General features: G+C 72.2%; 19 protein-coding genes. 10 read left to right on the forward strand and 9 right to left on the reverse strand.

The annotated features are described in order from the left end of the window. Nucleotides 1-25: 25 nt before the first annotated feature. On the reverse strand, nt 26-649 hold the full coding sequence (locus tag ABZV00_RS00125; protein WP_355600487.1) for an HAD hydrolase-like protein: 624 nt from the start codon (nt 647-649) through the stop codon (nt 26-28). A gap of 84 nt (nt 650-733) precedes the next feature. Between ABZV00_RS00125 and ABZV00_RS00130 the strand changes: the two genes are divergently transcribed. Then, nucleotides 734-3,217 (forward strand): helicase-associated domain-containing protein, encoded by a 2,484-nt coding sequence (locus tag ABZV00_RS00130; RefSeq protein ID WP_355600489.1) that lies wholly within the window; start codon nt 734-736, stop codon nt 3,215-3,217. A 36-nt stretch (nt 3,218-3,253) separates the two neighbouring features. On the opposite strand, the gene ABZV00_RS00135 is transcribed toward ABZV00_RS00130, so the two are convergent. Both ABZV00_RS00135 and ABZV00_RS00140 read right to left on the reverse strand, forming a co-directional pair. Continuing rightward, complete coding sequence (locus ABZV00_RS00135; RefSeq protein ID WP_355600491.1) at nt 3,254-3,490, reverse strand: hypothetical protein; 237 nt, start codon at nt 3,488-3,490, stop codon at nt 3,254-3,256. Between the two features lie 95 nt (nt 3,491-3,585). Further along, a complete protein-coding gene (locus ABZV00_RS00140; RefSeq protein ID WP_355600493.1) occupies nt 3,586-4,473 on the reverse strand; it encodes a L,D-transpeptidase family protein in 888 nt (295 codons plus the stop codon). A 174-nt stretch (nt 4,474-4,647) separates the two neighbouring features. Between ABZV00_RS00140 and ABZV00_RS00145 the strand changes: the two genes are divergently transcribed. After that, nucleotides 4,648-6,327: a DNA repair helicase XPB gene (locus ABZV00_RS00145; RefSeq protein ID WP_355600495.1), complete on the forward strand. Its 1,680-nt coding sequence runs from the start codon at nt 4,648-4,650 to the stop codon at nt 6,325-6,327. A 141-nt stretch (nt 6,328-6,468) separates the two neighbouring features. Here ABZV00_RS00145 and ABZV00_RS00150 read toward each other — a convergent pair whose 3' ends face one another. Then, a complete protein-coding gene (locus ABZV00_RS00150; RefSeq protein ID WP_355600497.1) occupies nt 6,469-6,696 on the reverse strand; it encodes a winged helix-turn-helix domain-containing protein in 228 nt (75 codons plus the stop codon). A 376-nt stretch (nt 6,697-7,072) separates the two neighbouring features. Here ABZV00_RS00150 and ABZV00_RS00155 point away from each other — a divergent pair, with 376 nt between their 5' ends. Both ABZV00_RS00155 and ABZV00_RS00160 read left to right on the forward strand, forming a co-directional pair. Next, nucleotides 7,073-7,339: a DivIVA domain-containing protein gene (locus ABZV00_RS00155; protein ID WP_355601293.1), complete on the forward strand. Its 267-nt coding sequence runs from the start codon at nt 7,073-7,075 to the stop codon at nt 7,337-7,339. After that, the gene (locus ABZV00_RS00160; RefSeq protein ID WP_355600500.1) at nt 7,336-7,599 is read left to right on the forward strand and encodes a hypothetical protein; all 264 of its coding nucleotides are present in this window, start codon (nt 7,336-7,338) and stop codon (nt 7,597-7,599) included. Before ABZV00_RS00155 ends, ABZV00_RS00160 begins: the two co-directional genes overlap by 4 nt. A gap of 114 nt (nt 7,600-7,713) precedes the next feature. On the opposite strand, the gene ABZV00_RS00165 is transcribed toward ABZV00_RS00160, so the two are convergent. From ABZV00_RS00165 to ABZV00_RS00175, 3 genes are all read right to left on the reverse strand, one after another. Continuing rightward, complete coding sequence (locus ABZV00_RS00165; RefSeq protein WP_355600502.1) at nt 7,714-8,442, reverse strand: hypothetical protein; 729 nt, start codon at nt 8,440-8,442, stop codon at nt 7,714-7,716. Between the two features lie 177 nt (nt 8,443-8,619). Continuing rightward, nucleotides 8,620-9,582 carry a zinc metalloprotease gene (locus tag ABZV00_RS00170; RefSeq protein ID WP_355600504.1) on the reverse strand — a complete coding sequence of 321 codons (963 nt, stop codon included), beginning with the start codon at nt 9,580-9,582 and terminating at the stop codon, nt 8,620-8,622. Nucleotides 9,583-9,769: 187 nt separating this feature from the next. Further along, entirely contained in the window at nt 9,770-10,522 is a 753-nt protein-coding gene (locus ABZV00_RS00175; RefSeq protein WP_355600506.1) for a TIGR03089 family protein, read from the reverse strand. A gap of 141 nt (nt 10,523-10,663) precedes the next feature. On the opposite strand from ABZV00_RS00175, the gene ABZV00_RS00180 reads away from it, so the two are divergent. Together ABZV00_RS00180 and ABZV00_RS00185 are read left to right on the forward strand one after the other, a co-directional pair. After that, nucleotides 10,664-11,743 carry a hypothetical protein gene (locus tag ABZV00_RS00180; protein WP_355600508.1) on the forward strand — a complete coding sequence of 360 codons (1,080 nt, stop codon included), beginning with the start codon at nt 10,664-10,666 and terminating at the stop codon, nt 11,741-11,743. A 60-nt stretch (nt 11,744-11,803) separates the two neighbouring features. Then, nucleotides 11,804-14,107 carry an esterase-like activity of phytase family protein gene (locus ABZV00_RS00185; RefSeq protein WP_355600510.1) on the forward strand — a complete coding sequence of 768 codons (2,304 nt, stop codon included), beginning with the start codon at nt 11,804-11,806 and terminating at the stop codon, nt 14,105-14,107. A gap of 130 nt (nt 14,108-14,237) precedes the next feature. On the opposite strand, the gene ligD (ABZV00_RS00190) is transcribed toward ABZV00_RS00185, so the two are convergent. Next, a complete protein-coding gene (ligD, locus tag ABZV00_RS00190; RefSeq protein WP_355601295.1) occupies nt 14,238-15,152 on the reverse strand; it encodes a non-homologous end-joining DNA ligase in 915 nt (304 codons plus the stop codon). Continuing rightward, on the reverse strand, nt 15,142-16,083 hold the full coding sequence (gene ligD / locus ABZV00_RS00195) for a non-homologous end-joining DNA ligase (RefSeq protein ID WP_355600512.1): 942 nt from the start codon (nt 16,081-16,083) through the stop codon (nt 15,142-15,144). The genes ligD (ABZV00_RS00190) and ligD (ABZV00_RS00195) overlap by 11 nt, the downstream gene beginning before the upstream one ends. An 85-nt stretch (nt 16,084-16,168) precedes the next feature. Between ligD (ABZV00_RS00195) and ABZV00_RS00200 the strand changes: the two genes are divergently transcribed. The 4 genes from ABZV00_RS00200 to ABZV00_RS00215 all read left to right on the forward strand — a co-directional run bounded on the left by ABZV00_RS00200 (nt 16,169) and on the right by ABZV00_RS00215 (nt 19,751). Then, nucleotides 16,169-17,203 carry a Ku protein gene (locus ABZV00_RS00200; protein WP_355600514.1) on the forward strand — a complete coding sequence of 345 codons (1,035 nt, stop codon included), beginning with the start codon at nt 16,169-16,171 and terminating at the stop codon, nt 17,201-17,203. A gap of 73 nt (nt 17,204-17,276) precedes the next feature. Further along, nucleotides 17,277-17,915, forward strand: a complete 639-nt coding sequence (locus ABZV00_RS00205; protein ID WP_355600516.1) for a DUF4241 domain-containing protein — start codon at nt 17,277-17,279, stop codon at nt 17,913-17,915. 112 nt (nt 17,916-18,027) lie between these two features. After that, a complete protein-coding gene (locus ABZV00_RS00210; RefSeq protein WP_328422809.1) occupies nt 18,028-18,738 on the forward strand; it encodes an FKBP-type peptidyl-prolyl cis-trans isomerase in 711 nt (236 codons plus the stop codon). Between the two features lie 188 nt (nt 18,739-18,926). After that, a complete protein-coding gene (locus ABZV00_RS00215; protein ID WP_355601297.1) occupies nt 18,927-19,751 on the forward strand; it encodes a hypothetical protein in 825 nt (274 codons plus the stop codon). Nucleotides 19,752-19,776: the final 25 nt, after the last annotated feature.

Here is a 19,776-nt window from a genome sequence, read left to right on the forward strand (position 1 = left end):
AGATCCCCTGCTTCACTTGAGCCGTCTACTGCTCCAAGGCTAGCTGGATCATGCCGTCGAGCGCCGCTGGGAATCTGGTGAGATCATCCAGCACCACTTCCGCCCCGGCCGCGAGCAGCTCGTCCGGAGAGCACGGCCCGGTCGCGACACCGATTCCGGGCACCCCGGCCACCCCCGCCGCCACCATGTCCGCCACATGGTCCCCGACGTAGTGGGTCGCGTCGTGCTCCCGCAGGGCGGTGGCCTTCTCCTCGGCGAACAGGTCGCCGGCCAGCTCGTCGACGACCAGGCCGAGGTGGTCCAGGTGCAGCCGAGCCAGCCGGCCGAGCTTGGAAGTGACGACCAGCACCCGGCCGCCCTGGGCGCGGATCGCGTCGATCGCCGCCCGCGCTCCGGGCAGCGGCACCGTCGGGGTGATCGCGTACGCCGGGTACAGCTCCCGGTACATGTGCACGGCCGACTCGACCTGCTCCGGCGGAAACCAGTGCCCGATCTCGGTGCGCAGCGGTGGGCCGAGCCGGGACACCGCCAGGTCAGCATCCACCGGCACGCCGGTCCTGGCGGTCAGCGCCCGGAAGGCCGCGGCGATGCCGGGGCGGGAGTCAACCAGGGTCATGTCGAGATCGAATCCGACGGTCAGTGCGGGCATGTCGAGAAACGTACCCGGCGACTCCCGGCCGGGCGGACGTCCGACGGGCGCGACGGGTCGTTGCCGGGCTAGCGTGGGAAGACGATGACCACCTCACTCGCCGACCACCTGCGGTCGCTGCCCGACGAGTCGCTGGCCGCGCTCCTCCAGCTGCGGCCCGACCTCGTCGTGCCCGTACCGGCCGACATCTCCGCCCTGGCCATCCGCGCTCAGTCCCGGGTCTCGGTGGCCCGTGCGCTGGACGGGCTGGACCAGTTCACCCTCCAGATCCTCGACGCCGCCCGACTCACCCGGGACCCGGACGAGGGCACCACCGCCACCGACGCGGTGCTCGCCATGGCGACCAGTGGACCGCACCCACCGGCGCCGACGGCCGTCCGGGCCGCCGTCGGCCGGCTGCGCGCGCTCTTCCTGCTGTACGGCCCGGAGCACGCGCTTGAGGTGGTCCCCGCCGTCGACGAGGTCGCCCCGTACCCCGCCGGGCTCGGCCGCCCCGCCGCGGAGCTGGACCCGCGCACGGCCGCGCTCTGCGCGGACCCAGCGAAGCTACGTCGAACACTGCTCGCCGCGCCCCCCTCGGCCCGGGCGATCCTGGACCGGCTGGCGGCCGGACCACCGGTGGGCAGCGTGCCCCCGGGCGCGTTGCAGGCGCCGCCGCTCGGGGCGGAGGACACCGTGCTCTCGGACCCGACCAACGGCGGCGCCCCGACCGGCTCCCCAGTGCGCTGGCTGGTCGACAACCGGCTGCTCGTTCCCATCTCGAACGGCTCGTCGACGACCAGCGGCACGGTGGAGCTACCCCGCGAGGTCGGCCTGCTGCTGCGCCGCGACAGCGGCCCGCTCGGGCCGCTGCGCACCAGCCCGCCGCCGGTGGCCGCCGCGCCACGCGAGGCGAAGGCGGTCGACTCGGCCGGAGCCGGGCAGACCATGGAGGTGGTCCGGCACACCGAAGGGCTGCTGGAGCAGCTCGCCGCCGAGCCCGCGCCGGTGCTGCGCTCAGGCGGCATCGGCGTCCGGGACCTGCGCCGGCTGGCCCGTACCGCCGGGTTGGACGAGCCGACCACCGCGCTGCTGCTGGAGGTGGCGTACGCAGCAGGGCTCGCCGGCGAGATGGAGCTACCCGGCGTGACCACCACCCGGTACGGGGCGGATCAGCAGGTACTGCCGACCGGCGGGTACGAGGTGTGGCGGGCCGCCTCGCTGGCCCAGCGCTGGGAGCAACTGGCCCGCGCGTGGCTGACCATGACCCGACAGGTGGGGCTGGTCGGCCGGCGCGACGACCGGGACCGGCCGATCACCGCGCTCTCCGCCGAGGTCGAGCGGGCCGGCGCGCCGCCCACCCGGCGGGGGGTGCTCGGCGTACTCGCCGACCTGGAGCCCGCGACCGCACCCACCCCGGAAGAGGTGCAGGACCTGCTGGACTGGCGGGCGCCACGGCGCAGCCGGGGCCGGGAGGCCGCCCACCGGGAGGTGCTGACCGAGGCGGCGCAGCTCGGCGTCACCGGCCTGGGGGCGCTCACCTCGTACGGCCGACTGCTGCTGGTCGACCTGACCTCCGCCGACGAGCGGGGCGGCGACCCGCTGGGGCTGCACGCCGACGTCGAGAGCGGCGACCCGTCGGGCGCCGCCCGAGCGCTGGACGCGCTGCTGCCCGCCCCGGTCGACCACTTCCTGGTGCAGGCCGACCTGACCGTGGTGGTGCCCGGACCGCCCGAGCCGGCGCTCGCCGCCGAGTTGGAGGCGATGACCGAGCTCGAGTCGGCCGGCGGGGCGAGCGTGCACCGGGTCACCACGGCGAGCGTGCGGCGGGCGCTGGACGCCGGCTACTCGGCCGACGACCTGCACGAGGTGTTCCGGCGGCGGTCCCGTACCCCGGTGCCGCAAGGGCTGAGCTACCTGGTGGACGACGTGGCCCGCAAGCACGGCGGGCTGCGGGTCGGCTCGGCCGGGGCGTACCTGCGCAGCGACGACGAGGCGCTGCTCACCGAGGTACTGGCCGACCGGCGGTTGGAGTCGCTGAATCTGCGCCGGCTCGCCCCGACGGTGCTGAGCACCCCGTACCAGGTCGGTCGGCTGCTGGGCGCGCTGCGCGACGCCGGGTACGCCCCGGTGCCGGAGGACGCCAGCGGCAGCACCGTGCTGTCCCGGCCAAGGATCCGACGGGCCCCCGCCCGAGTGCTGTCGACCAGCTGGACGCTGGATCCGGTGGCCACCCAGAAGCTGCCCATGCCGCGGCTGCTCGGCGTGGTGGAGCAGATCCGGCGGGGTGAGGCGGCGGCGCGGGCGGCCCGACGGGCACCGGCGGTGGTGCGCGGCGGGGCCGCGGGGCTCGGCGGCGGCCCGGTGCCGGTGCACACGCACAGCGAGGCGCTGGCCGTGCTCCAGCAGGCGGTCCGGGACCGGGCGCTGGTCTGGGTGGGGTACGTGGACGCGCACGGGGCGACCGCGTCCCGGCTGGTCAAGCCGGTCTCGATCGGCGCCGGCTATCTGCGCGCCGAGGACGAGCGGACGGAGATGCTGCACACCTTCGCGCTGCACCGGGTCACCGCGGCGGTGCTGGCGGACTGACCAGCTTCACCGCCGCCGGCCGCCGGGGCGCGCCGGTCAGCGTCGGCTGCGGCGTACGGTGCCGACGACCGAGACAACCAGCAGCAGCGCGAAGCCGGCGCCGGCGGACTCCCCGACCGAGTCGACGAAGCCCTGCCGCAGCACCAGCCAGCCGAAGAGGAACCACCCGACGAGGAGCGCCGCCGCGACGGCGTACGCGACCACGGTCGCGCGGGACACCTCGTCGGGTGGTGCCTGCTCGTGCGCTTCGATCACGTCACGGTCGACCGTCATGCCCAGCCTCCCCGCCGGTCCGGCCCTGTACTCCCAGGGTGTCACTCAAGGGACCGGTGGGACAGGGGGTTATCCCCCGCGATTCGCCACGTGGCTCAGGTGCCGGGACGGCGGCCGATCAGCACCACGCGGGTGCCCACCTTCCCCAACTCCCACATCCGGACGGCGTCGACGTGCAACAGGTTGACGCAGCCGTGCGAGCCGATCGACTTCTCGTGCAGGTACGTGGTGGTCTCGTGGAAGCCCATCCCCTGGGTGAAGTGCTGCCAGTACGGCAGCCACACCTCGTACGGGTCGGACCACTCCTTCGGGTTGCGGTAGTTGACGGTGAACGTGCCGGCCGGGGTGCGGTAGCCGGACATTCCGGTCCGGGTCACCGTCGGCGCCATGATCACCTTGCCGCCCCGGAGAGCCCAGACGGTCTGCCGGGTGAGATCCACGCAGAACGTGGTGCCGGTGCCGGCCTTGCAGCGCGCCGTCTCGGTGGTGGCGAGCCGCTGGGCCACGTCGTGTGTGGTCGGCCCGGCGCGACCCTCGACGGGGCGGATGCCGTACCGCCGCTGGAACTTCTTGATCGCGGCGCAGTCGGCGGCGGACTGCCGGCCGTCGACGGTCACCGACCCGAACCCACCCAACCGGGCCAGGTACGTCTCCACCGCGCGCTGGTGCTCGCCCTGCGGACAGCCGGCGGCCGGCGCGGCGGTGCTGGTGGCCGGTGCCGGCGTGCTGCGGGTCGGCTTGGGCGTGGGCTTCGGCGTGGCGCTCCGGGTCGGCGTCGGCGTCGGCGCGGCCGGCGTGGGCCGGCCGCGCTGGTCCGGCCCGGACGTGCCGCTCGCCCCCGTTGCCTGTTCCGCCGCGCCCGCCGGTGCGGCTCCCCCGCCGCCACCCCCGCCCGCCTGCGGATCGAACGCGCACGCACCGGCGCCGACCAACGTGACCACCATCAGGGCGACCAGCCGGGAAATGATCCGGACACGCTTCATGGGACCTCCCCTGGACAGTCGTCCCTTTCCTAGACGTTCGTCACTGCCGTGACGGTTGCGTCTGGTGAGCATCTTTCTTGCGACACCCCGCACCGTGCAACACTGGATGGTCGGTCAGCGGCGGGTATTCAGCCCCGTCCCGGCCGGACGGCCAACCGAGGAGAGGACGCTGGCGTGAGCGGTGGACCACTGATCGTGCAGTCGGACAAGACCCTGCTGCTGGAGATCGACCACCCGGACGCGCAGGCCTGTCGGATGGCGATCGCGCCCTTCGCCGAGCTGGAGCGCTCTCCCGAACACGTGCACACCTACCGGCTGACCCCGCTGGGGCTGTGGAACGCCCGAGCCGCGGGTCACGACGCCGAGGGCGTGGTCGATTCCCTGATCAAGTACTCGCGCTACCCGGTTCCGCACGCGCTGCTGGTGGACGTGGCCGAGACGATGGACCGCTACGGGCGGCTCCAGCTCGCTAACGACCCGGCGTACGGGCTGGTGCTGCGGGCGCTGGACCGGCTGGTGCTGATCGAGGTCGCCAAGAGCAAGAAGCTCGCCGGCATGCTCGGCGACAAGATCGACGATGACACCATCCGAGTGCACCCGTCCGAGCGGGGCCGGCTCAAGCAGGCACTGCTCAAGCTGGGTTGGCCGGCGGAGGACCTGGCCGGTTACGTCGACGGCGAGGCGCACCCGATCGAGCTGGCCGAGGCCGGCAAGGACGGCCGCAAGCCGTGGACGCTGCGGTCGTACCAGCGGGAAGCTGTCGAGGCGTTCTGGGCCGGCGGGTCGGGCGTCGTGGTGCTGCCCTGCGGCGCCGGCAAGACCCTGGTCGGCGCGGCGGCGATGGCCGAGGCGAAGGCGACCACGCTGATCCTGGTCACCAACACCGTCGCCGGCCGGCAGTGGAAGCGGGAGCTGATCGCGCGCACCTCGCTGACCGAGGAGGAGATCGGGGAGTACTCCGGCGAGCGCAAGGAGATCCGCCCGGTCACCATCGCCACGTACCAGGTGCTCACCGCGCGGCGCGGTGGCACGTTCACCCACCTGGACCTGTTCGGGGCCCGCGACTGGGGCCTGGTCGTCTACGACGAGGTGCACCTGCTGCCCGCGCCGATCTTCCGGTTCACCGCGGACCTCCAGGCCCGCCGCCGGCTGGGCCTGACGGCGACTCTGGTACGCGAGGACGGCCGCGAGGGCGACGTGTTCAGCCTGATCGGCCCGAAGCGGTACGACGCGCCGTGGAAGGACATCGAGTCGCAGGGCTGGATCGCCCCGGCGGAGTGCACCGAGGTTCGGGTGACGCTGACCGACGCGGAGCGCATGACGTACGCGACGGCGGAGGCCGAGGAGCGCTACCGGATGGCGGCGACCGCCCGCACCAAGCTGCCCGTGGTGAAGGCGCTGGTCGACCGGCACCCCGACGACCAGGTGCTGGTGATCGGCGCGTACATCGACCAACTACACCAGCTCGGGGAGTACCTGGAAGCGCCCATCATCCAGGGCTCGACCACGAACAAGGAGCGGGAACGGCTGTTCGACGCGTTCCGGTCCGGGGAGATCCGCACCCTGGTGATCTCCAAGGTCGGCAACTTCTCCATCGACCTGCCCGAGGCGGCGGTGGCGATCCAGGTCTCCGGGACGTTCGGGTCGCGGCAGGAGGAAGCACAGCGGTTGGGGCGGGTGCTGCGGCCGAAGGCCGACGGTCGGCAGGCGCACTTCTACACGGTGGTCTCCCGGGACACCATCGACACGGAGTACGCGGCGCACCGGCAGCGGTTCCTGGCCGAGCAGGGGTACGCGTACACCATCGTGGACGCCGACGACGTCCTCGGCCCGTCACTGCCGTCCTTCGACTGACCCCGACGGCCCTTGATCGACTCCGTATCCCCGACATGGGGGTGTCCGAGGCACCCCGACACCCCCATGTCGCCGCTACGGAGTTGGTCATCGTGCGGGCCGTCAGCCCGGCCCTGACGCCGAGCGGCCACAGCGTTCTGCCTAGCGTCGGCGGGACTCCGCGACGAAGACGCCGCGACCCGGGCGGCCGACCAGCACACCCTCGCCTCGCAGCCTCGCCACCGCGCGATGGATGGTCGACACCGACACGTCGTAGTGATCGGACAGCTCCTGGGTGGACGGTATCTGCGACCCAGGCTCGAATTCGCCGACCTTGATCCGCCTCAGCAGATCATCGATCAACTCGTCCATGGTTGGCGGAATCGGCACGTGGTGGCCCCTTGCAGTCGGTTGGCCCGCCCAGTATCGAGCACCAGGTGAGAGAGCGGCAACAACTGGAAGCGAAGCGGCAGCCAGTGCATCAGCGAGATTTGGCAGGTACGGGAGCGTTGACAGAGGTGAGAGGTATCGGTAGCGTCGCGCTCGGTGATGCGGTGCTGCTGCGGTCGGTTGGCGCCTCTCGTACTGGTCTCGCATCGCCGCCGAGACCTCACCCTCCGCGCTCCCCCGGCGCGGCCCTGCTGCCGTACCTCCGGAACGGCTGCGGGGCGGGGCGGTCTTCGCCGACCGCAACCGGCGGAGACCGCCCCTTCACGTCGACTCCATCCGACGAAGGGCAGTCACCGTGCGCAACCTGATCCGTCGGCTGGCGAGCCGACGCGACGAGCCACGTCCGACGAGAGAAATCCAGCGAGGGACGCCGCTGCGGCCGTGGCAGATCCGCGAGCGATGTTTCAACGTCCGTCGACAGGGCCTCGATCCCGTCGAGATCCGGGCCTTCCTGCATCGGGTGGCCGACGAACTCACCGTCGCGCAGACCGCCCTGGTCGCGGTGCAGGAGGAGAACGTACGGATCAAGAACGCCCTGCGTACGTGGCAGAGCGCCCAGTCGGCGAACCACCGCTACCGATGAGCGAGCGTTGGGTGATCCACCTGCCGATCACCGCGCCGGACCTGCTCCGCGCCCGGATCTTCGCGCGTACCGCCGCGCGGGTGCTGGTCCGGCTCAACGCGCGGGTCGAGCCGGGCGGGGTCACCGTCTCGGCCGAGGACCAGCAGGGCGTACGCCATTGGGTCTTCTGCGACCGACCACTTCCCGGCGGGGCGCGCTGTGCGCTGCCCACCGATCACCTGTCGCCCTGCTCAACCCGGGCGCGGTCGAGTGGTCGTTGATCGACTCCACTTCGGCGATGTGGCGGCATCAAGGCACTTTGATGCCCCGATATCGCCGACACCGAGTCGATCAAGGGGAGCGGCGCGCGCTCAGCCCAAGTGAGGGCCGCGAGGTCACGACGTCGGCGGTGGGCACCGGTCGGGGAGCGATACGACCCCCGGACGGTGGTCGAACGTCGTCATGGTGAACCACTCGTCCAGCTCCGGATCGAAGAGGTTCTGCAGGCCGAACTGCAACACCTGCCACCACTGGCTCGGGTCCCGCTGGTCGACGTAGATGTCACCGAGCGCGATCGGGAACCGGAAGAACTCGCCCGGCACGGTGGAACCCCCGACGACGCCGACCCGCCAGTGGTCGACGTGCCGATCCTTCTCCCCCTGCAGGATCTCCGGACCCACGAAGCGCGCCGTCTTCAGCTTGTCGTTGAAGATCTGGCGGTTGAAGAACCCCGGGATCTTGCTGCAAGGGCGTGGCGGAAACAGCGGGATGTTCGGCCACTTGTAGGTGAGCGTGTAGAGCGTGTTTTCGTAGATCAGGTTCGTGAACCAGATCGGATACTCCTGGCCGCCGGCGATCATCTGGCTGTTGCCGTCCCTGCCCTGCCAGGTGAACGGCACGTCGATGCCGAGGTCGCGGACGATGTACCGGCCTGTGCCCTGGAAATCCGCCGGAAGCTGCGGGGGACGCGGCACTTTCGGGCTGGGCGAGTCGACCGCACCGTCGACCTGGACCGCACGGGGAAGCGGCGGGGCGCCAGCCGGCCCTGGTGCCAGCACACCGAGGGCGACCAGGCCGCCGGCCACCACCGAAACCACTGTCCGACGTGCACGGATCGACGCCATATCCCCTCCGCCGCTGTGGGAAGTGGCCGGCGCTCCGACAGCGCACGTGCCTTCGGCGAAGCGTATGAGCAGGAAAAATGTGAGAGATGGCGGAACGCGTCGGCTCCACCGGAAGGGTGAGGCGACGGGGTCGACGAGCCGCCACGCGGCTGCCCGTCGACCCCGACACGCGCCGATCTAGCCGGCGCCGCCGGCCCGGAATGCCACCCAGGCGTCGCTCATCCGGTCCGCCTGTCCGGCGGTGAACATGTCCATGCAGGAGTCCTGCGTGTAGTCCATGAAGTTGTGGATCGGGTCCAGCCCGGGTGCGGTGCAGGTGTCCGCGCCCACCGGGCAGTCGAACTGCGGCGCCGCCTCGCGCGGAGTGTCCGCGACGAAGTCGCCGGAGGCGGAGCAGCCGTGCGCGAAGGTGTGCTCCAGCATCAGCCAGTGCCCGACCTCGTGCGTCAGCGTGTCACCGAGGGAGTACTTGCCGGCCGTGCCGCCCGGCATCGACTCGTCGAGCATCACCACGCCGTCGATGTAGTCGCGGCCGTTGTTGTAACCCTTCGGGAAGTACGCCCAGCCGAGGAGCCCGCCGCCGATGTTGGCCGCGTACACGTTCAGGGTGCGGGAGTCGCCGGTGTACAGCGCCTTCTTCATGTCCCGCTCGTTCTTGCCCGGCTCGACGGTGTACCAGTTGCTGTTCACCGTCCACGTGGTGTCGATGAGCGAGAACCGGAACGGCGTGTTGGAGGCGCTCGCCGCCGTGCTGCCCGCGAACGAGTCGTTGAGCACGGTCATCTGCGCCGCGATCAGGGTGTTCCACCTGTTGGTCTCGGCCGCGCTGAGGGGATGGTCGGAGACCATGTGGAAGACCGTCGGCACGGTGACGCTGCCGTTGGCCAGGCGCGGGGCATCCTTGATCACCCCGTAGGCGTTCGCCTCGTTCTTGGAATACAGCTCCGGCTCGTGCGCCGTGGCGCCCTCGGCGACCCGAGCCACGCTGTGTGCGTCGGCGCCCGGCTCACACGCCGCGACACCCGGAGAGACGGGCGCGGGCGCGGCCACGCCCACCGCGCCGTAGGCGCCCCCGGAAGTCAGGAACGTCGCAGCGGTGGCGGTGAGGAGGGCCAGTCGGAAAGTCGATCTCCTGTGCATCGGTGCACCTTTCAGGGAGGCGGTGCGGGTCGACGCGGTGTTGTCATGACCGGGTCAATGACGTCGTCGTTCGGGTATGAGACCACGCCGACGGCATCGAAAAAAGACCCTCTGAGCAGGGCAGACGTCGATGTAACGGAAGAAGATCGCGGAGCGCTGTTTGGTTTCGCCGGCCGAATGACGGGACTCAGAGGACCCGGGTTATCTGCTCGGCGGCGACCACTGTGTCCCGCCGCGCCGGGTCGAGGTTGGCGCTGATGACCACGGACGCGCCGGCGGAGAGCGGAGCCAGCAGCCACTTCAGCGGCTGCTCGTGCTCGGCGGCGTCGACCAGCAGCCGGTCGCCGGCACGCAGGTCGAGCATCTCGGCGATCCCCTGGGCGATCGCGCCCCACTGGCCGTAGGTGGTGCCGTCCGCGCTGGCCGGGTCCGACGGGCGGATGGCGGTGTGGTCGGGCGTGGCGTCCGGGTACCGGAGCACCTCGGCGGACCAGTCGAACCAGCCCAGCGGCACGTCGGCCAGCGGCCCCGGCCCGGTGCCGACGAGGTAGCGGTGCGGTGCCTCCGGGACGTCCTCCAGCCAGTCGTCCTGCCGTTCGGGGGTCACGAAGACCGCGTCGAACGGCCGGTCGCCGCCCGGTTCGATGACCGGCAGGCCCGCGGTGGCGCGCGGCCGGAACGACACCGCCAGGCCGGAGGCCCAGGCCCCCAACAACACCGCGGCGGTACGCCAGTGCGGCGGCAGCAGCACCGCGACCCGGCTGCCCGGGCCGAGCCCGCAGCCGTCCCGCAGCAGAGCCGCGCTACGCGCCGCCCAGGAACCGACCTGGTGCGCGGTCAGGTCGACCCGTTCGCCGGTCGTCTCGTCGCGGTAGCTGAGCAGCGGGTGCTCGGCGTCGGCGGGCCGCGCCGCCAGGTCGGCCGTGACGGTTGGCTGCATCTCCACGCTCCCCGGTGACGACGTCGGAACCACCCTACTCAACGACTTTGGTCGCGCCAGCCGTCGGCCGATGGCGGTAGCGGCCGGCCGGGTGGCTGGCGCACGGTACGGGTGACCCCGAAGCGTCGCCGAGGAGCGCCCATGCCGGCCGAGCCCCGCCCCGCCACCGCCGACCGTCTCCCACTGCGCCGCCGGCTCATGCCGGTGGTCGCGTTGCTGCTGCTCGCGCCCTGGGCCGCCGAGTGCTCCTGGGGCGGTTTCACCCTCGCCGACTTCCTCCCGGTGCTGATCTTCCTCGGCCCGATGTACGGCGGGGCGGCCATCCTGGTCCGGGAGACCGCCCGGCACCTCGGCGCGGGATGGCCGGCGATCGTGCTGCTCGCCGCCGCGTTCGGCGTGCTTCAGGCCGGCCTGGTCGACCAGTCGCTGTTCAACCCCGGCTACCTGGATGACACGGAGTACGCCGACACCCGGGCCGCCGCCGAGGCGACGCTGGTGCCAGGGCTCGGGTTCAGTGTCCGGCAGGCCTTCGACTACGTGGGCAACCACATCACGTTGACCATCTGCGCGCCGATCGTGATCATCGAGTCGTTCCTCGGGCCGGGCCGCCGGCTGCGGCCGTGGCTCGGCCGGCCCGGGCTCGTCGTGGTCGGCGTGATCTACCTGCTCGGCAGTCTGCTGATCTTCTCGGACAGCGGCCGGAAGGGCTTCCTGGCCAGCCCACTCCAGCTGACCTTCGCCGCCGCGGTGGTCCTGACCCTCATCGCGACGGCCCTGCTGCCCCGCTGGCGACGCCCTCGCCCGCGACCCACCGACACACCGACCACCGAGACGGGCACGGCGACGGCGCGACGCGTCCGTCGAGCGCCGCACCCACTCTGGGTGGGCCTGGTGGTCGTCCTCGTCCACCTCGGCACCGATCTGGCACCCGGCTGGCCGGGGGTGGCCATCGCGCTGGCGATCGCCGCCGGCACCGGGGGCCTGATCGCATACTGGTCGTCCCGCGCCGGCTGGCGGCAGCGACACGTGCTCGCCGCCGGCTCGGCGAGCCTGGTCAGCGCCGCCGCGTTCGCGTACCTGGTGCCGCCGTACTCCCCGGCGAGCCCGGCAGCGGCGCTGGCCGGCGACGTCGCGGTCACCGTGGTCACCGTGGTCCTGATCGGTGCCGCCTGGTGGCGGCTGCGCCGCACTTCGCCGGCTGTTCATGTCCGCGCAAGCTGATGCTCCTTCTCGGGTGTCAGCCTCCGTCCGGGTATCAGCAGACGGAGGAACTCCTTGTCAGTGAGAAGAGCAATCACCGCGCTCACCGCAGCCGGGGTCGCGGTCGCCACCATCACCGGCGCCACCTCGGCGACCGCCGGCGAGCGGCACCACCCGGGCGGGCCGATGGCCTTCGACCGGGTTGCCACGTACCCGGTCTTCCAGAACCGTCCGGCCGGTGAGGACCCGGCGACCCCGACGGTCGCCGAAATCTCGGCGGTCAGTCCGGACGGCCGCACCCTGATCCACACCGACGCACTGGCCCGGCGGATCGGCTTCCTCGACATCTCCCGGGCCGACCGCCCACGCGGCCTCGGCACCCTCTCCCTCGCCCAACTCGGCAACGCCGAGGACGAGCCCACGTCGGTCGCCGTGGTCGGCAAGTACGTGCTGGTGGTGGTGAACACCAGCAGCAGCTACACCGAGCCGTCCGGCCGGCTGGACGTGATCGAGTTGGCCAGCCGCAAGCGGGTCGCCAGCTTCGACCTCGCCGGCCAGCCCGACTCGATCGCGATCAGCAAGGACCAGCGGTACGCCGCGATCGCCATCGAGAACGAGCGCGACGAGGAGGCCACCCCGCCCGGCGGCGAGGAGGGCGACCTGCCCCAGCTCCCGGCCGGCTTCGTGCAGATCGTCGACCTCACCGGCAAGACCCCGGCCGGCTGGCGGCTGCGGCCCGTCCCGCTGACCGGCGCGAACGGGCAGGCACTGCCCGCGCTGGTCCAGGCCGGTCTCGCCGAGCCGACCGACCCGGAGCCGGAGTACGTCTCGATCAACAGCCACAACCAGCTGGCGGTGACCCTCCAGGAGAACAACGGCGTCGCCCTGATCGACCTGCCCACCGGCCGGATCACCCGGGTGTTCAGCGCGGGCACGGCGACCATCAGCGGGATCGACACCGTCAAGGACGGCACGATCAACCTGACCGGCACCATCACCGACGTGCCGCGCGAGCCGGACGCGGTCGCCTGGATCGACGACCACTACCTCGCCACGGCCAACGAGGGCGACTGGCGGGGCGGCACCCGCGGCTGGTCCGTCTTCGACAGCCGCAACGGGCGGGTCGCCTGGGACGCCGGCAACAGCTTCGAGCGGCTCGCCGTCACCTACGGGCTGCACAACGAGGACCGTGCCGGGAAGAAGGGCACCGAGCCGGAGGGCGTCGCCATCGCCGAGTACGACGGCGTGCGGTACGCGTTCGTCGGCTCGGAGCGCAGCAACTTCGTCGCCGTCTACGACCTGGGCAACCCCACCAAGCCGGTCTTCAAGCAGGTGCTGCCGGCCACCAACGGCCCGGAGGGGCTGCTGCCCATCCCGTCGCGAGGGCTGCTCGCTGTCTCCAGCGAGGAGGACGACGCATCGGTCAACGTCCGGGCCTCGGTGTCGCTGTTCCAGCTCGGCAAGGGCACCCCGGCGTTTCCGAGCATCGTCTCCGACACGGACCAGGCCGGCACACCGATCGGCTGGGGTGCCCTCGGCGCCCTGACGGCGGTGCCCAACAAGCGGGACCAGCTCTACAGCGTCACCGACGCGGCATACAGCCAGACCCGGATCCTCACCATCGACGCGAAGCGGACGCCGGCCGTGATCACCGGTGCGGTGCCGGTGAAGGACGCGTTCGGCGCGCCGGTCGGGTACGACGCGGAGGGCATCTTCGCCCGCCCGCAGGGCGGCTTCTGGCTCGCCGTGGAGGGCGCCAAGGGCCCGGAGAACAAGCTGGTCCGGCTGGACGCCTCCGGGGTCACCCGGCAGACCGTCCCGCTGCCCACGGAGGTCGCCGCCGGCCTGGCCAAGCAGGGCCTGGAGGGGGTCACCGCCACCACCGACCGGCAGGGTCGGGAGATCGTCTGGGTGGCCGTGCAGCGGGAGCTGAGCACCGATCCGGCCGGCGTGGTCCGGCTGGGCCGCTACGACGTCGCGGCGGGCACCTGGAGCTGGTTCGGTTACCAGTTGGGCAGCACCAGCGTGCCGGGTGACTGGATGGGCCTCTCCGAGATCACCGTTGTCGGCGACCGGCTCGCGGTCATCGAGCGGGACAAGCTGAACGGCCCGGCCGCCACGGTGAAGCGCGTCTACACGGTGGCGCTGCCGGGTGCGGCGGCACCGGCCGGTCCGCTGACGGTGCTGCCGAAGACGCTCGCCGTCGACGTGCTGCCCGCACTGCGCGCCACCAACGGGTGGACGCAGGAGAAGCTGGAGGGTCTGACCGTGGCCGGCAACGGCGAGGTGTACGCGATCACCGACAACGACGCGGTGCAGGACGCCACCGGTGAGACGGTCCTCCTGCGGCTCGGCTCCAGCCGCAAGGTCTTCGGACACCGCTGATCCGGTACCGCCGGTGGGGCTGTCCGCCCGCTCCGGCACCGCCCGGATGAGCCGCCGAGGCCCGGCGTCCACCAACGTGGGCGCCGGGCCTCGTCGCCTCTGCGGGCGGGCGCGGATGTTTCTCGCACCGTCAGCGGGTGGGCAGTTCCGGGCCTCCGTCGAGCAGTGCCGCGAGCAGGTCCCCGTACTCGTCGACCCGGCCCAGGACCTCGGCGGCGGTGAACTGGCGGACGGCCGGCTTCCGGCCGCGGGCGCCGGCCTCGACCTCGTCCCAGGTCAGTGGCGTGGACACCGACGGCACCGACTGGGCCCGCAGCGAGTACGGCGCCACCGTGGTCTTCGCCGCGTTGTTCTGACTCCAGTCGATGAAGACCTTCCCGGGGCGCAGGTTCTTCGCCATCTTCGACACGACCAGTTTCGGGTGGGCCTGCTCCAACTCCTGCGCAATGCGCTTGGCGTAGTCGGAAACGAGATCGGAGGACTGGGTGCCGGCGATCGGGCAGCAGAGCTGCATGCCCTTCTTGCCCGACGTCTTCGGGTACGAGTCGATGCCATCGTCGGCGAGCCGGTCGCGCATCAGCACCGCCACCGGGCAGCACTCGGCGAGCCCGGCCGGCGGCCCCGGGTCCAGGTCGACCACCATCATGTCCGGGTGCGTGCCGACCCTCCACTGCGGCGTGTGCAGCTCCAGCGCGGCCAGGTTGGCCAGCCAGACGAGGGTGGGCAGGTCGTCGGCGACCACGTAGTCGATGGTCTCCCGGCCCTTGGTCGACCCGGGCGCGGGCAGCGTCTCCACCCGCACCCAGTCCGGAGTCGCCGCCGGCTTGTTCTTCTCGAAGAACGACTTGTCGTCCACCCCGTTGGGGAACCGGATCCGGGTCACCGGCCGGTCCCGCAGGTGCGGCAGCAGCACCGCCGAGATCCGGGTGTAGTAGTCGATCACCTCACCCTTGGTGAAGCCGGCCGCCGGATAGAGCACCTTGTCCAGGTTGGACAGCTCCAGCGGCCGACCCTCGACATCCACGCGCAGCCGGTCAGCCGGCATCATCGACCTCCTCCGGTGGCTTGTCCGGGCGCAACCGCAGCACCCGGGGGAAGCGCAGCCGACCGTCGGGGGTGCGTTGGCCGTACTTCACCTCCACCACCACCCGGGGGGCTACCCAGATGGCACCCCGGGCATCCTCGCGCGGCACGCCCGGCGCGAACGGTGACACGCCGGAGCGCAGCGGCTCCAACTCGGCGAGGAGTTGCCGTTCGATGGCCGCGCCGATCCCGCCGCCGACCCGGCCCCGGTAGATCAGCCGGCCATCCGGACCAGGCACCCCGACCAGCAGTCCGCCGATCCGGCGCGCGCCCGGTCGCCAGCCGCCGATGACGAAGTCGCCGGTGACCTCCAGCTTGACCTTCACCCAGTCGGGCGAGCGCACTCCGGGGCGGTAGACGGAGCCCACCCGCTTGGCCATCACCCCTTCCAGGCCGTGCTCGGCGGCCGCCTCATAGGTGGCCGGGCCGTCGGCGAACACCGGTGGCACCGCCCACCGGGCGCCGCCGAGGGTGAGCTGGTCCAGGGCCTCCCGGCGGCGCTCGTACGGCCAACCGGTCAGGTCGTCGCCGTTGAGGCGGAGCAGGTCGAAGATCATGTAAGTCACCGGTAGGACCGCCGCCAACCGGGCCGCCTTGTTCCGGTCCCGAACGTGCATCCGTTCGGCCAACGCGGTGAACGAGGGCTGCCCACCCTCGCCCAGCAGCACCACCTCGCCGTCGAGCAGCGCGTCGTCGACCTGCTCGGACAGGGTGGCCAGTTCGGGGTACGCGGCGGTGATCTGCATGCCGGAGCGGGCGTACAGGTGCTGGCCGCCGCCGGAGATGTCGGCCAGCGCGCGCACCCCGTCCCACTTGAACTCGTACGCCCAGCCGGCACCCGCCGGGAGCGGCCCGGTCATCGCGAGCATCGGCTTGAGCGGCGCGCCGGGCACGACCCGACTGTAGTAGCAGGCCGAACACCTCGCGCCAGGTTCGATCGGATGCGAGCATGGTCGATACCGGGGAAGGGAGCGCAGGATGCGGGCCATCTGGAAGGGAGCCGTGTCGTTCGGGCTCGTCTCGATCGGAGTGAAGCTCTACTCCGCGACCGAGGAGAAGGACATCCGGTTCCACCAGGTACACCGCGAGGACGGTGGCCGGATCCGCTACAAGCGCACCTGCTCGGTCTGCGGCGAGGAGGTCACCTACGACGACATCGCCAAGGGCTACGACATCGGCGGCGGCGAGATGGTGATCCTCACCGATGAGGACTTCGCCGAGTTGCCGCTGACCAGCTCACGCGCGATCGACGTGCTGGAGTTCGTGCCGGCCGAGCAGGTCGACCCGATCCTCTACAACAAGGCGTACTTCCTGGAGCCGGAGGGCGCGGCGACCAAGCCGTACGTGCTGCTGCGCGACGCGCTGATCGACTCGGAGCGGGTGGCCATCGTCAAGGTGGCGCTGCGCCAGCGGGAGCAGCTTGCCACGCTGCGGGTCCGCGAGGGCGTACTGCTGCTCAACACCATGCTCTGGCCGGACGAGATCCGTAACCCGGACTTCGGCTTCCTCGATGAGGACCTGAAGGTGCGCCCGCCGGAGTTGGCAATGGCCAGCTCTCTGATCGACTCGATGACCGGCGAGTTCGAGCCGGACGTCTTCACCGACGACTACCGGGCGGCGTTGCAGGAGGTCATCGACGCCAAGGTGGAGGGTCGGGAGGTCGTCCAGCCGGAGGAGGTCGAGGAGGCCCCGGCCGCGGCGGTGGACCTGATGGCCGCGCTGAAGGCGTCGGTGGAGCGCGCCAAGTCGGCCCGCGGCGAGGCTGCCCGCGGCGGCGGTGGCGGCGAGCCGACGCCCATCTCGTCGGCGCGTTCGGCGCAGAAGGCGGCCGAGAAGAAGGCCGCCAAGGCACCGGCCAAGAAGACGGCGGCGAAGAAGACCGCCGAGAAGAAGACGGCTGCGGCCAAGGCCGAGCCTGCGAAGAAGACCGCCGCGAAGAAGACCCCTGCCAAGAAGGCGGAGCCGGCGAAGAAGACGGCGGCCAGGAAGGCCGCACCCCGCAAGACCGCCTGACCGCACGGCAGCGCCGACGGCGTCTGCCGCACCGGGTACGCTCCGCCGGCCGTTGGCCACCGGAGGAGACCCCATGCCGTACACCCCTGACCTCGACCGGTTGTTGACGCCCGGTGCCCGCTTCACCGACGAGCACGGGGCGTACCTGATCGAGGTCCACCCGGTAGGCGACATCGTGCTGCCGACCGGCCGGGTGGTCGGGTGTGACCCGCTGGTCTGCCCGGAGGCCGAGCCGTTCACGGTCACCGTGCCGCCGGGCCGGCATCCCGCCCGGGCCTGGGTGGCGGTCGTGCTCCGAGAGGACGCCGAGGTGGACCGACGGGTGGCCGCGCTGGAACTGGTGATCCACGACGAACCGACGGTCCGCTGGGAGCTGGCCGTCGCCGGCGACCAGGACGTCGCGACCCTCGGCGCGGACGACTACTTCGGGTACGGGGTGGACGCCGGCGCCGGCACCTTCGCCGACCCGACGGCGCTCAGCGCCCTGGAAGGCTGGGACGAGGACCAGGTCGAGGAGGTCTTCATCCCCGCCGAACTTCCCGCCTCGCCGGTCCCGGGGCTGATCACCGCGGTCCTGGACGAGCCCACCGGCGCGAACGTCGTCACCGTCGCCACGGGGTGGGGCGACGGCTGCTACGGCACCTGGATCGGGCGTGCCCCCGACGGTCGGGTCACCTCGTTCGTGACCGACTTCATGGTGGTCCCGGAATAACCGCCCGGATGGCCCGGGAACGATGCCGCAGGGCGATTCGGCCGGTCCGGGGCGGGCACGGGAGGCCGGCAGGCGGGTACCGTGTGCGTCGGCCTTCCCCCCGGCACCGGGTGTGCCGGCCACACCTTCGCAGCAGGGAGTCGACGACGTGAGCGAGCGCACGCAGCAGAACCGGTCGGAGGGCCAGGGCCCGGCAACCAAGGCGGGGCGCCGTCTGGCCGCCCAGCTGGCGGCGCAGAAGGCGGCCGAGGCGAAGCGGCGTCGCCAGGCGTGGGCCGGCGGGCTCGCCGGTGTCGCCGTGGTGGCGGTGCTGATCACCGTCTTCGTGCTGGTCGGCGGGGGCGACGACAAGCCCGCGAACCAGGCCGGCGCGACCCCGTCCGCCTCTGCCCCGGCCCCGGATGCCGCCGGCGCGCCCCCCGCGCCGCAGCTGCCGGAGGGCACCGACCCGGCGCTCGGCACCAAGCCGACCGTCGAGGCGGGCAAGGGCGAGCTGAAGAAGCTCACCGTGACGCCGCTGATCAAGGGCACCGGCCCGGCGGTCACGAAGGGCCAGACCATCACCACGAACTACGTGGGCGTCTTCTACAAGGACGGCCAGGAGTTCGACGCGTCCTGGAAGACCGGCCAGCCGGCTACCTTCCCGATCGGCGTGGGTCAGGTCATTCCCGGCTGGGACCAGGGCCTGGTCGGCGTGACCGTGGGCAGCCGGGTGCAGCTCGACATCCCGGGCGAGCTGGCGTACGGCAACGACGAGGCTGCCGCCGGTGGCCGGCCGACCGGCCCGCTGCGCTTCGTGGTGGACGTGCTCGCCGCCCAGTGACCCGTCCGGATCGCCCCGGTTGTCGCCCGAGGGCGATGCAGTTGTTCACATGGGGCTTCCGGCCCGTCACCCACCGGCAGTAGGTTCGGCGTCACCCCGGGCGGCTCGCCGCCCGGGGTGAGCATCCGGGACGGGACGCGGAGGTGCACGTGACGGCGCTGGACGAGCCTGGGCGGACCGCCCGGTTGATGTGGGCGCACTTCGAGCCGGTCCACGCGGTCACCTACTTTCACCCCCGTGCCCGCGCCGCGTACGAGGCGGTGGGGTTGCGCGGCTACTGGCGGGGCTACTTCGCCGGCCGCGCGGCGCCGCTCGGCCCCACCGAGGCGGCCCCGGTGATCGCCGTCTTCTTCAGTTTCGCGCCCCCGATGGTGAGCCGGGCGCTGCCGGCGGTGTGGCGGTTGGCCACCCCCACAGAGGCGCTGCGCGCCCGGCTGACCGGCGCGGTGCAGGCGCTCGCGGAGCTGACCTACGAACTGCCGGAGGCGCACCTGGCCGAGGCCGCCGACCTGCTGGAGCGGGCCGCCTCGGCGGTGCAGACCGCCGGCCGGGTGCTCGGCGCGGTCAACGCGGCGCTGCCGGTCGGCGAGTACCCGCTGGCCCGGCTCTGGCAGGCCGCCACGACGCTGCGCGAGCACCGGGGCGACGGGCACGTGGCGGCGCTGGTGGCCGCCGGCCTGGACCCGGTGGAGACGCTGGCCTGGCGGGTCGCCGTGGACATGTCGCCGCAGAACCTGCTCGGCCGGGGCTGGTCCGAGGAGCAGTGGCGGGCCGCCCGCGAGCGGCTGGCGCAGCGGGGCTGGCTGACCCCGGACGGCGCGGCCACCGACCACGGTCGGGCCGGTTTCCAGGCGATCGAGGACGCCACCGACCGTGCCGCCGCACACCCGTGGGAGGCGCTCGGCCAGGACGGCACGGATCGTCTGCGGGAGTTGCTGGAGCCGATGGCCCGGGCCTGCCACACGGTGATCCCGGTAGGCAGCCCGATCGGGCTGCCCGCACTGCCCGCCTGACCGGGGACCCACCGGTCGGGCAGGA

This window comes from Micromonospora sp. NPDC005173, assembly GCF_040608515.1.
In the GTDB taxonomy this organism is placed as follows: Bacteria; Actinomycetota; Actinomycetes; order Mycobacteriales; family Micromonosporaceae; genus Micromonospora.